Origin of the sequence: Bradyrhizobium macuxiense, assembly GCF_007993935.1 — a bacterium.
Classification (GTDB): Bacteria; Pseudomonadota; Alphaproteobacteria; order Rhizobiales; family Xanthobacteraceae; genus Bradyrhizobium; species Bradyrhizobium macuxiense_A.
Genome location: NZ_VITY01000002.1, coordinates 474,587 through 486,424, shown reverse-complemented (window position 1 = coordinate 486,424; position 11,838 = coordinate 474,587). Strand labels below are relative to the sequence as shown.

Here is an 11,838-nt window from a genome sequence, read left to right as displayed (position 1 = left end):
CCGTCCGACCAATCTCGCATCGCGCTCACGAATCCTGATCGCTGTGCGTGATCTCGAGCGTCACGAGCCGCGCCAGCAGCGTTGCGGGATAGAGCTGGCCGAAGATCGCCTCGAGATTGCACAGGCTGCGCGCTATCGGATGCAGCGGGGCGACGTCGCCATAGCCGGTGGTCGTCAGCGTCATGAAGCTGAAATAGATCAGCTGGTTCGCCAGCGCCGGACTGTCCTCCATCTTCATCCCGGAAAAGGCGTTCGGCAGCAGCGTGCCGATGAAGGTGTAGAGTGCCGCGAAGATCACGGCAACGGACAGATAGAGCAGGACGGCGCCGATCACGCGGTGATAGGTGACACGGCCCGGCGCAAACGTTGCCCGAGCCACCGTCACGGCCAGGGTGATGCCGACGATCAGCCACGAGCCGGCGAACAGATTGAGGTCGATGATCGAGGGCGAACGCAGCCTCAAGACTCCGCCCGTGACGATCATGGCAAGCGCAACCAGCATCGCGACGACCGCGATTGCGCTCCCCGACATCAGGAACACGCCGCCGACCAGGAACAGCGCGAGCAGCAGTTCGAAGATCTGGAATTCGAACAGGCCGAGGGCCTGGAGCGGCGCTATCACGAACATCATGATCATGATCAGGGCCGTGAGCACGGTCAGCAGGGAATCGCCCCAGCGCTCGCGCAGCTCACCGATACTCGTCCAACTGCGTTTCATTCCAGCCCCGCCATTCGACACGGCATCAGGATGCCGGTGCCGAACATTGCTGTGCGGCGGCCGCAAAGGCAAGACGGGGGACCGGCATCGCGCGCGCCGGGCGGTGAAGATCGCAGGCCCGAGACCTTAGGGGCTCGCGACCTGCTGCAGCGTGTTGAAGCGCGCCTTCTGCTCGCTGCTCAGCAAGGCATAGAACTTGTCCAGCGCAGGCTCGATCAGCTTCGCGGCCTTCTGCATGGCCTCGAGCCGGTGCTGCATCGCCTCCAGCCGGCCGACCGGTGTCAGCGGCACATCGTTCGGGCAGGCCGCCTGCAGGTCCGCGATGGCTCTTGTGGTTGCGTCGCTCAGGCGGTCGAGCGCTTCCTTCTGCTTGCCCGCCGGATGCAGCGAGGCATCGATCCGGTTGATCGGCAGTTGCGCCAGGCCGGATTTCGAATCGCCGCAATTGCCGGATTGCGCGGTCGTGTCCTGCTGTTGCGGCGAACGCTCGCCGACATGCGGACCGAGCGCATTGAAGCGGGCCTGCTGCTCGTCGCTGAGCGAGCTGTAGAAATTCTCCAGCGCCGGCCGCACGATCTTGATCGCCTCGAGCGTCGCGCTGATGCGGCTCAACATCGACCGCAAGCGGCCGGTCGGCGTCATGGCATAGCTGTCGCTGCAAGTGTCCTTGAAGACATTGGCGGCCTCCGTTGCGGCAGTCTTCAGATCGTCCAGCAGGACACGCTGCTGCTGGCTCGGCCGCACCACCCGCGCGATGTCGGCGAGCGGCCAGGCCGTGACGCCCTTGTCCGGTTCACCGCATAATTGCTTGATGGCCTGCGGGCTCGTATCGGCGCGTTGACGCGACCGCGTGCGGCCTGCGGTCGGCGCATAATCGCCAGGCTCGACGCTGGCATAGGCGGAGTACGGACTGTTGGTGTCCCAGAACACGGTGTCGACGAAGTCGTCATAAGCGTAGGCCCAATAGCCGGGCTCGTAGGCATAGGACCAGAACGTGTAATCAAAGATGTCCGAATAGGCATAAGGCAGGAACACCGGACCCAGCCACGCCACGAACGCCGCGCGATGGCCGCGCCGCCAGGCATTGCGAGGCGCCCAGCCACCTTGACGCATCGCAAGCGCCGCCTGGCTTTGCGAACCTGCCTGCTCGCGGAAGCGCGCGGCAAATCGCTCGCGCTGAGCCGCCTGCGCCGCGGCCGTGCTTGCGGCGGCGGCGGCCCCGACCGTCGTGGCCGGCGGCAATCGCTGCTGGCGCGCAAGGTCGGCTTGCTGTGAGCGCTGCTCGCGCTGCAGCAGGCGGTTCTGCGCCTGCAGGGCGCGGTCATGGACGCGTTGCGCGCGTGCGCCCTGAACCTTCTGCGACTGCAATTGCTGCACGCGTTGCTGCAGGCGATCGATCCGGCCTTGCCGCTCCGCGGTCTGGCGCGAAAGCGTGTCGCGTTGCCGCTGCTGCGCGGTCTGCTGACGTTGCTGGATGAGCTGCTGATGTTGTTGCGCTCGCTGTTGAACTCGCTCGGTCGGCGACGGCCGCTCGCTCAAGCGCGACGGTGGGCTCGGGCGTGATGGCGCTGCCACATGAGGAGCCGGGCGCTGCGGTGCCCCGCGACGGAATTCGGGTCGATGCGTTGCAACGCGTGGTGCGGAAATATGGGGAGCCTGGCGCACTGACGGAGCCGCGAAATGCGGCGCTGCGCGCGGCGCCATCGCCGGTCGCTGCGGGGCATGGAACGCAGGTGCGGCCGGCCGAGCCATCGCGGGTGGCCGGGCCATGGCAGGCGGTCGCGCCATTGCGGGCGGGGCGGCGTGGACCATCGGCGCGGCAGGACGCGCCATCGCTGGTGGTGCGGCTGGGCGTGCCGCCGCACCACCCTTGACGTGCGGCTGGGCGGACGCGCCGCCGCTCGCCACGAGCATTGAGGCGCTAATCAAAGAGACAATAAGTCCAGCGCGACAGGAAGGCATGAGCGTAGCTCTCCGTCCATACCTGCCCGCAGAGCTTCAACGCGCGGATGTCGAAATCGTTCTTGTTCGCTGTAGCCGGCCGTGCGGTCTTCCGACGCAGGGAACCGTCAGGAGACATCCTGGGTCAGGGCAGCCGCGATCCGCTCCAGCGCCCAGTCGACCTGGTCGGCCGTGATCACCAGCGGCGGAGCGATGCGGATGGTGTGCTCGTGGGTGTCCTTGGCGAGGATGCCACGCGCTTGCAGCGCCAGGCAGTAGCGGCGGGCGCCGCCGGCCTCCGGGTGTAGTTCAATCGCCAGCATCAGACCGCGCCCGCGCACCTCGCGGATGACGTTGGCGCGGATGTCCTGCAACCCGGCGAGAAAGCGCGCACCCTGTTGCGCCGCGTTCTCGATCATCCCTTCCTCGACCAGCACCCGCAGTGCCGCACGCGCCACCGCGCAGGCCAGCGGGTTGCCGCCGAAGGTCGAGCCGTGCTGGCCCGGCCGCAGCGTGCCGAGCACAGCGTTGTTGGAGAGCACCGCCGACACCGGATAGAAGCCGCCCGATAGCGCCTTGCCGAGCAGCGTCACGTCGGCCTCGATGCCCTCGTGCTGCTCGGCGAGCAGCTTGCCGGTGCGGCCGAGCCCGGTCTGGATCTCGTCGAGCACAAGCATCACATTGCGCGCGGTGCACAGCTCGCGCACGCGCGCGAAATAACCCGACGGGGGAATGATGACGCCGGCTTCACCCTGCACCGGCTCGACCAGGAAAGCGGCCGTGTTCGGCGTAATCGCCTGCTCGAGTGCCGCGGCATCGCCGAACGGGATGATCTTGAAGCCAGGCGCGAACGGGCCGAAATGGTCGCGCGAGGCCAGGTCGGTCGAGAAGCCGACGATGCCGAGCGTGCGTCCGTGGAAATTATTGGCGCAGACGATGATCTCGGCCTGCCCGTCCGGCACGCCCTTGACCTCATAGGCCCATTTGCGCACCGACTTGATCGCGCTCTCCACCGCCTCGGCGCCGCTGTTCATCGGCAGCACCTTGTGCGAACCGGTCAGCTCCGCGAGCTCGCGGTAGAACGGAGCGAGCTGGTCGTTGTGGAAGGCACGCGAGGTCAGCGTCAGCCGATGCGCCTGCTCGATCATTGCTGCCAGGATCTTCGGATGGCAGTGGCCCTGGCTCACCGCCGAATAGGCGGAGAGACAGTCGAGATACCGGTTGCCATCGGTGTCCCAGACCCAGACGCCTTCGCCGCGGGACAGCACGACCCCGATCGGCTCGTAATTGTAGGTGCCGAACTGCGCTTCGGTTGCGAGGAGATCAGTGACCAATGCATTCATCATGCGTCACTCCCGCTGTAGCACACGAGAGATTACATCAATCCGTGCCTGCATTTGATTTGGGTATCAGTTCCTCCACAGGGAAGTGGAGCAGCCGGCCAAATTCGCGGGGGATAATGCCCGTCCTATGCGTTGATGCTGCAGGGCACGCTGAGGAAGCCGCGGAAGCGGACCCGGCCGCCGCGCACCGGCTCGCCGTCGAGCACATAATTCGGGAAGCGGGCTAGGAAGCGCGAGATCGCGATTGCGCCTTCAAGGCGCGCCAGCGCCATCCCGGCGCATTGGTGCGCGCCGGTCCCGAAGGCGAGGTGGCGGTTCGGCGTGCGTGCGACGTCGAAGCTCTCCGGGTTGGGGAATTGCGCGCCGTCGCGGTTGGCGGCGCCGATGCACAGCGTGACCAGCGTGCCGGCCGGCAGCTTGATGCCGCCGAGCTCGGTCTCCTCCACGATCATGCGGTTGCCGAGCTGGTTCGAGCTTTCGTAGCGCAGCATCTCCTCGACCGCGGTCTTGATCAGCTCAGGCTGTGCGAGCATCCGCTGCTTCTGATCGGGATATTGGGTGAGCGTCACCAGCCCGTTGCCGATCAAATTGGTCGTGGTCTCGTGGCCGGCGTTGAGCAGGAAGATGCAGTTGTGCAGCAATTCCTTCGCGGTCAGCCGCTCACCATTGTCCTCACCCTGGATCAGACGCGTCAGCACATCGCGCTCGGGATTGCCCGGCTTGGCGCGGCGGCGTTCGACGAGGGTTTCGAGATAGGCGAGGAAATCCTTCACCGCGTTGTTGCCGCGGTCGAACGCATCCTTGCCGATCACGGGCTCCAGCGCGCCGAGAATCGCCAGCGACCAGTCGCGCAGCGGCTCGCGTTCGTCGTGCGGCACGTCGAGCAGATTGCCGATCACCTCGACCGGGATCGCAGAAGCGAAGTCGCCGATCAGCTCGAAGCGATCCTTGGTCTCGATGCGGTCGAGCAGGCTGTCGACCAGCGCGATCAGGTCCGGCTCCATGCCGGCGATCGCGCGCGGCGACAGGGCGCCCATGATCAATCGCCGCACGCGGGTGTGCGCCGGCGGATCGTTGAAGACGAGGCTGGTGGTGTGGTGCTCGTAGAGCAGCGAGTTGCCGTATTTCGGCAGGAACTCCTTCTTCTTGTCGGAGGAGAACGCCTTGGTGTTCTTGTAGGCGGCGACCAGGTCGTCGTAGCGGGTGAGAAAATAGCAGCCGTTCGGCAGCCGCTTGACCGGCGCATGCTCGCGCAGCGCGCGATAGGTCGGGTAGGGGTTCGCGTAGAAATCCGCCGTCAGCTTCTCCAGGTCGAACCCGTCAGCCAGCTCTCGCGCGTGCCCGTCCATGGCGATTCCAACCCAATTAGTTTCATTTGCAACTATCGTAAGCCGCGGGCGGCGGTCGCGCAACACAATTTGCGGGGACTTGGGACCGGCGCGGCGGCCGCCGCGCGGTGCGAGTAAATCGCAGAGCCATATGCGGTATTGCGCTTTGATGAAGCGCGCGCGCCCCTCTACAGTCGCGGCCAAACAAGAGAGAGCCGGAAACGCCAATGCATGCCCGTGCCGACACCGCGGCCTCCTGGCCCGAGGAGATCTTTTCGATATTGCAGCGCTTCGAAGTGCGCCAGGTGCCCTACGTGCCGGACGCCGGGCATTCCGAGCTGATCGAGCGGGTGCTGGGATCATCCTCGATGCGCGGCATTGCGCTGACGACCGAGGAGGAGGGCGTGGCGCTGCTCGCGGGCGCCTGGGCCGGCGGCCAGCGCGGCGTGCTGCTGATGCAGTCGAGCGGGGTCGGCAATTGCATCAACATGCTGTCGCTGGTGCAGATCTTCCGTTTGCCGTTCCTGACGCTGGTGACGATGCGCGGCGAATGGGGCGAGTTCAATCCCTGGCAGGTGCCGATGGGCTCGAACACGCAAGGGATTCTCGAATTGTCGGGGATCAAGGTGCTGCGTGCTTCGCGTCCGGACGAGGTGCGCGAAGTCGTCGAAGCCGGCGCGGCGCAAGCCTACAACGCCTGCACGCCAACCGCCGTCCTGCTGTCGCAGCGCCTTATCGGGGCAAAGGTCTTCACCAAATGAGCAAAGCCAATCTCCTCGACCGCCGCGCCGTGGTTTCCGAGTTGCTGCGGGATCGCAAGGGCGCCTTCGCCGTCGGTGGTCTCGGTGCCTCGACCTATGACATCGCCGCGGCCGGCGACCACGACCGTAACTTCTATCTGTGGGGCGGCATGGGCGGCGCCGTCATGATCGGGCTCGGCCTGGCGCTGGCCCAGCCGAAGCTGCCGGTCGTCGTGATCACCGGTGACGGCGAGATGCTGATGGGAATGGGAAGCCTCGCGACCGTCGCGCTGCAGCAACCGAAAAACCTCTCGATCATAGTGCTGGACAACGAGGCCTATGGCGAGACCGGCGGCCAGGCCAGCCATACCGGTGGAACCACCGACCTCGTCGGTGTTGCCAAGGCCTGCGGAATCGGGGATAGCCGCTCGATCAGCACGATGGCCGAGGTCGAAGCTTTTGCCTTGTCTTTGCAAGATGTTATGTCAGGGCCGCGGTTCGCCAGCGCGAAGATCGACGGGGCCAATCTGGAACGCGTGCTGTCCAGCCGCGACGGCACCTACATCGTCAACCGCATCCGCGGGTCGATCGGACACACTCCGATATAAAGTGACTTTCGCGGTGCAATAGAACCTTGACTTTTGGTAAAGTGAGTGATTACTCACGACCCAAATGTCTACCTTACGCATGACGAGTGACTTGCGGCGTCAGTTGATCCTGAGCGCCGCAAAGCGGTGTTTCGCCCGCAACGGCTTTGCCGGCACCACGACAAAGAGCGTGGCGGCCGCGGCTGCCATTTCGGAAGGGCTGCTGTTCAAGCACTTCCCGTCGAAGGCCGCGCTCTACGCTGAGATCCTTGCCGAGGAGTGCGAGGCGGATCCCGATCTCGCCCATCTGCTCGGCCAGGAACCGTCGACTGCGACGCTGGTCGAGCTGGTGCAGGGCATGGTCGGCCATTTCATGCAGCTGCGCGACGCGCCGGATCAGGAAGAGACGCAGCGGATGCGGCTGATGGTGACGAGCCATCTCGACGACGGCGAGTTTGCGCGCCTGCTCTACGACAAGGTCGGCAAGCTGATCGGCCCGACCTTCGCCGCCTCGCTCGAGCGGGCGATCGCCGCCGGCGAAGCGACGCGGATCGGCGATGCGCCGCTCAACCTGTTCTGGTTTGCGCATCATACCGTGCTTATGGGTGCGCTGACGCAGTTGCCTGCGACACCATGTCTCCCCTACGGCGATGCCGCCGCGGCAGAGCAGCAGCTTTGCCAGTTCATTCTTCGCGGCATCGGACTTACCGAAGCCGCAATTTCAACTCATTTGGGCCGCCAGCCGTCGCCGAGCGCAGGAACGTCGGTAACTGCAGAAAGTGCATGACATGAATATTCAGACCGAAAGCCACATCTCGGGGCAACCGATCAAGGAGAAGCAAGCCAAGCGTCCCGTCCGATTGGTGCGCTGGTTCATCATCGTAGGCCTGTTGCTGGCGCTGCTGGTCGGCGCGCTGGTCGGCTTCAACGCCTTCCGCAGCCACATGATCGCGCAGTTCTTCGCCAACAATAAGCCGCCGCCGTCGAACGTCTCGGTCGCCGAGGCGAAGACCGAAGTGATTCCGAACCTGTTGACCGCCGTCGGCGATCTCGTCGCCGTGCACCAGGTCAACGTCACGACCGACGTGCCGGGCCGCATCACCGAGATTCAGTTCACCGCCGGCAGCCACGTGAAGGCGGGCACGCCGCTGGTGCAGCTGTTCGACGCACCGGAGCAGGGCGACCTCGCCAGCTTCAAGGCGCAGGCGACCGTGGGCGAGCAGCAGCTCGACCGCGCCAAGCAGCTCGCCTCGCGCCAGTTCGGGCCGCAGTCGACCGTCGATACGGCGCAGGCGACCTACGATCAGGCCAAGGCGGGCATCGCCAAGACCGAGGCGCTGATCTCGCAGAAGCTGGTGCGCGCGCCGTTCGAAGGCGATCTCGGCGTTCGCCAGGTCGAAGTCGGCCAGTATCTGACGGCCGGCACGCAGATCGTGTCGCTGACCGATCTGTCGGTGCTGTATGCCAACATGACCGTGACCGAGAAGCAGAGCTCGCAGATCAAGGTCGGCCAGACCGTGCGGATCAAGGTCGACGCCTATCCGGGCCGTACCTTCGAGGGCAAGATCACGACCATCGAGCCGCAGATCGCGACCGACACCCGCAACATCAAGGTGCAGGCCACGATCCAGAATCCGGACAGCATCCTCAAGCCCGGCATGTTCGCGACCACCACGATCGTGCTGCCGGACAAGCCGCCGGTCGTCACGGTTCCGGAAACCGCGGTCGACTACACGCTGTACGGCGACTCCGTGTTCCTGATCACCGAGAAGAAGGGCGAGGACGGCAAGACCACCCTGACCGCCGAGCGCACCTTCGTGAAGACGGGCAACCGCGTCGAAGGCCGCGTCGAGATCCTCAAGGGCCTGAAGGCCGGGGACAAGGTCGTGGCCGTCGGCCAGATCAAGCTGCAGTCGGGCGTGGCGGTTGCGATCTCGACCGACCCGGCGCCGCCGATTCCGGCCGAGCCGCCGCGTTACTGATCTCCATCATCTAAACCCGGAGGGCCTGATGGCCCTCCGCCACATGTTGCCGCAACCGGCAGACAACACGAATCGAGTTGGCGATGGCCTTCACTGATATTTTCATCAAGCGCCCGGTGCTGTCGGTCGTCGTCAGCCTGCTGATCCTGCTGATCGGCTTGCGCGCTGCGATGGTGCTGCCGATCCGGCAATATCCGAATCTTTCGAACACCGTCGTGACCATCACGACGTCGTATCCCGGCGCGTCGCCGGAGCTGATCAACGGCTTCATCACCACGCCGATCGAGCAGGCCGTCGCGTCGGCTGAAGGCGTCGACTACATGACGTCGAACTCGGTGCTCGGCACCTCGACGATCCAGGTTTACGTCAAGCTCAATCACGATCCGAACCAGGCGCTGACCGAGGTGCTCGCCAAGGTCAACTCGGTCAAATATCTGATCCCGAAGGAAGCCTTCGACCCGGTCGTGACCAAGGCGACCGGTGACACCATCGCCGTGATGTATCTCGGCTTCTCCAGCGAGGAGCTGACCGGATCGGCGATCTCCGACTATCTGACCCGCGTCGTGCAGCCGGTGCTCTCGACGGTCGACGGCGTCGCATCGGCCGACATCCTCGGCGGCCAGACCTTTGCGATGCGCGTCTGGCTCGATCCGACCCGGATGGCCGGACGCGGCGTGTCACCCAACGACGTCGCGGCCGCGATCGCCGCCAACAACTTCCAGGCGGCCGCCGGCCAGACCAAGGGCTTCTTCATCGTCTCCAACGTCTCGGCCAATACCGACCTTCAGAACATCGATCAGTTCAAGCGAATGATCGTGAAGGCGAAGGACGGCGGCTTCGTGCGCATCGAGGACATCGCGACGGTGGAGCTCGCGGCGCAGTCGACCGACGCCAGTGTCGCCTTCAACGGCGAGCATGCGATCTTCATCGGCATCAAGGCGACCCCGCAGGGCAACCCGCTGAGCCTGGTGAAGGGTGTGCGCGCGCTGTTCCCCGATCTCGAGCGTAACCTGCCGCCGTCGATGAAGATGAAGGTGGCCTACGACTCCACCAAGTTCATCCAATCGTCGATCGACGAGGTCGAGAAGACGCTGAGCGAAGCGGTGTTGATCGTCGTCGTCGTGATCTTCCTGTTCCTGGCGTCGTTCCGCTCCGTGATCATTCCCGTCGTCACCATTCCGTTGTCGCTGGTCGGCGTCTGCATCCTGATGCTGGCCGCCGGCTTCAGCTTCAACCTGCTGACGCTGCTGGCGATGGTGCTCGCGATCGGCCTCGTGGTCGACGACGCCATCGTGGTGGTGGAGAACATCCATCGACATCTCGAGGAGGGCCTGCCGCCGGTGCAGGCATCGCTGAAAGGCGCGCGCGAGATCGTCGGCCCCGTCGTCTCCATGACGATCACGCTGGCTGCGGTGTACGCGCCGATCGGTTTCCTCGGCGGCGTGACCGGCACGCTGTTCCGCGAATTCGCCTTCACGCTGGCCGGCTCGGTGATCGTGTCGGGCGTGATCGCGCTGACGCTGTCGCCGATGATGTGCTCGGTGTTCCTCAAGAGCGCGGAAGAGGGACGCTTCTCCAGGCTGGTCAATCGCGTGTTCGGCGCGCTGACGCGCGCCTATGGCCGTCAGCTCGATCGTTCGCTCGACTACCGTCCGATCACGGCGCTGTTCGCCGTGACCATCCTCGGCCTGGTCGGCTTCCTCTACATGCACATCCAGAAGGAGCTGGCGCCGCAGGAAGACCAGGGCATCGTGTTCGCGGTGACCAAGGCGCCGAAATACGCCAACATCGACTACATCGATTTCTACGGCGACAAGATGGACAAGGAGTTCCAGAAGTTTCCCGAGACCGACCTGCGGTTCATCCTGAACGGCATCACCGGTCCGCAGGGCGGCTTCGCCGGCATGCTGCTCAAGCCGTGGGATGAGCGCAAGCGCTCGGCCCAGACGCTGCAGCCGCTGGTGCAGGCCGAGCTATCGAAGATCGAAGGCGTCAGTGCGTTCGCGTTCAGCCTGCCGCCGCTGCCCGGCGGCCCGGGTGGTCTGCCGGTGCAGATGGTGATCTCTTCGACCGCCGGCTTCCAGCAGGTGTTCGACCAGATGAGCAAGCTGAAGGACGCCGCGCGCAAGAGCGGCCTGTTCATCGTCACCGACAGCGACCTTGACTTCAACCAGCCGGTGGTCCGGGTGAAGGTCGATCGCTCCAAGGCGAGCGACCTCGGCATCACCATGCAGCAGATCGGTGGCGCGCTGGCGACGCTGCTCGGCGGCAACTATGTCAACCGCTTCAACCTCGAAGGGCGCTCCTATCAGGTGATCCCGCAGGTGCCACGCGCCAGCCGGCTCGCGCCTGAGTCGTTCGACAACTACTACGTCCCGACCGCGACCGGGCAGCTCGTGCGGCTGTCGACGGTGGTGTCGGTCGAGACCGGCGTCGATCCGAACGCGCTGACCCACTACAACCAGCTCAACTCGTCGACCTTCCAGGCCGTGCCGATGCCCGGCGTCTCGATGGGCCAGGCGGTGGAGTTCCTGCAGGGTGAAGCCAAGAAGCTGCCGTCCGGCTTCAGCTACGACTTCCTGGCCGACTCCCGGCAATACGTCCACGAGGGCAACCAGCTCCTGGTCACCTTCGCGTTCGCCATCATCATCATCTTCCTGGTGCTGGCGGCGCAGTTCGAGAGCCTGCGCGATCCGTTCGTGATCATGATCTCGGTGCCGATGGCGATCGTCGGTGCCTTGATCCCGCTGTTCTTCGGCGTCGCCACCATGAACATCTACACCCAGGTGGGCCTGCTGACGCTGGTCGGACTGATCACCAAGCACGGCATCCTGATGGTGGAGTTCGCCAACGAGCTGCAGCTCAACGAGGGGCTGGACCGCCGCTCGGCGATCGAGATGTCGGCCCGGATTCGTCTGCGTCCGATCTTGATGACGACGGCGGCCATGGTCACCGGCCTGCTGCCGCTGCTCACTGCCTCGGGCGCCGGCGCTGCCAGCCGCTTCTCGATCGGACTCGTCGTCGTCACCGGCATGACGATCGGCACGCTGTTCACCCTGTTCGTGCTGCCGATGGTCTACACGGTGATCGCGACCGACCACCAGGCTGCGGCCCGTTCCGACCGCGCCAAGCAGATCGCCGACTACGAACTCGAAGGCCGCGGCGGCGCATTGAAACCGACCTGAGCCCTCCAAGCTCA

General features: G+C 65.1%; 11 protein-coding genes. 7 read left to right on the top strand and 4 right to left on the bottom strand.

The features are described 5' to 3' along the window. Positions 1-25 precede the first annotated feature (25 nt). Positions 26-718 carry a potassium channel family protein gene (locus FBZ93_RS06405; protein WP_146985097.1) on the bottom strand — a complete coding sequence of 231 codons (693 nt, stop codon included), beginning with the start codon at positions 716-718 and terminating at the stop codon, positions 26-28. A 126-nt stretch (positions 719-844) separates the two neighbouring features. Then, a complete protein-coding gene (locus FBZ93_RS06400) occupies positions 845-2,095 on the bottom strand; it encodes a Spy/CpxP family protein refolding chaperone (protein ID WP_246667380.1) in 1,251 nt (416 codons plus the stop codon). Here FBZ93_RS06400 and FBZ93_RS41245 point away from each other — a divergent pair. Next, positions 2,087-2,281 (top strand): hypothetical protein, encoded by a 195-nt coding sequence (locus FBZ93_RS41245; RefSeq protein WP_246667379.1) that lies wholly within the window; start codon positions 2,087-2,089, stop codon positions 2,279-2,281. The genes FBZ93_RS06400 and FBZ93_RS41245 overlap by 9 nt on opposite strands. Then, positions 2,281-2,592 (top strand): hypothetical protein, encoded by a 312-nt coding sequence (locus tag FBZ93_RS41240; RefSeq protein WP_246667378.1) that lies wholly within the window; start codon positions 2,281-2,283, stop codon positions 2,590-2,592. The genes FBZ93_RS41245 and FBZ93_RS41240 overlap by 1 nt, the downstream gene beginning before the upstream one ends. A 195-nt stretch (positions 2,593-2,787) precedes the next feature. On the opposite strand, the gene rocD is transcribed toward FBZ93_RS41240, so the two are convergent. Together rocD and FBZ93_RS06390 are read right to left on the bottom strand one after the other, a co-directional pair. Continuing rightward, positions 2,788-4,005 carry an ornithine--oxo-acid transaminase gene (gene rocD, locus FBZ93_RS06395; RefSeq protein ID WP_433995384.1) on the bottom strand — a complete coding sequence of 406 codons (1,218 nt, stop codon included), beginning with the start codon at positions 4,003-4,005 and terminating at the stop codon, positions 2,788-2,790. A gap of 122 nt (positions 4,006-4,127) precedes the next feature. Further along, positions 4,128-5,351 (bottom strand): cytochrome P450, encoded by a 1,224-nt coding sequence (locus FBZ93_RS06390; protein ID WP_146985095.1) that lies wholly within the window; start codon positions 5,349-5,351, stop codon positions 4,128-4,130. Between the two features lie 206 nt (positions 5,352-5,557). On the opposite strand from FBZ93_RS06390, the gene FBZ93_RS06385 reads away from it, so the two are divergent. From FBZ93_RS06385 to FBZ93_RS06365, 5 genes are all read left to right on the top strand, one after another. Then, complete coding sequence (locus FBZ93_RS06385; RefSeq protein WP_146985094.1) at positions 5,558-6,091, top strand: thiamine pyrophosphate-binding protein; 534 nt, start codon at positions 5,558-5,560, stop codon at positions 6,089-6,091. After that, positions 6,088-6,678, top strand: a complete 591-nt coding sequence (locus FBZ93_RS06380; protein WP_146985093.1) for a thiamine pyrophosphate-dependent enzyme — start codon at positions 6,088-6,090, stop codon at positions 6,676-6,678. The genes FBZ93_RS06385 and FBZ93_RS06380 overlap by 4 nt, the downstream gene beginning before the upstream one ends. 64 nt (positions 6,679-6,742) lie before the next feature. Then, a complete protein-coding gene (locus FBZ93_RS06375) occupies positions 6,743-7,444 on the top strand; it encodes a TetR/AcrR family transcriptional regulator (RefSeq protein ID WP_146985092.1) in 702 nt (233 codons plus the stop codon). Between the two features lies 1 nt (position 7,445). After that, a complete protein-coding gene (locus FBZ93_RS06370) occupies positions 7,446-8,639 on the top strand; it encodes an efflux RND transporter periplasmic adaptor subunit (protein ID WP_146985091.1) in 1,194 nt (397 codons plus the stop codon). Between the two features lie 83 nt (positions 8,640-8,722). Then, complete coding sequence (locus tag FBZ93_RS06365; protein WP_146985090.1) at positions 8,723-11,824, top strand: multidrug efflux RND transporter permease subunit; 3,102 nt, start codon at positions 8,723-8,725, stop codon at positions 11,822-11,824. The last annotated feature ends 14 nt before the right edge of the window (positions 11,825-11,838 follow it).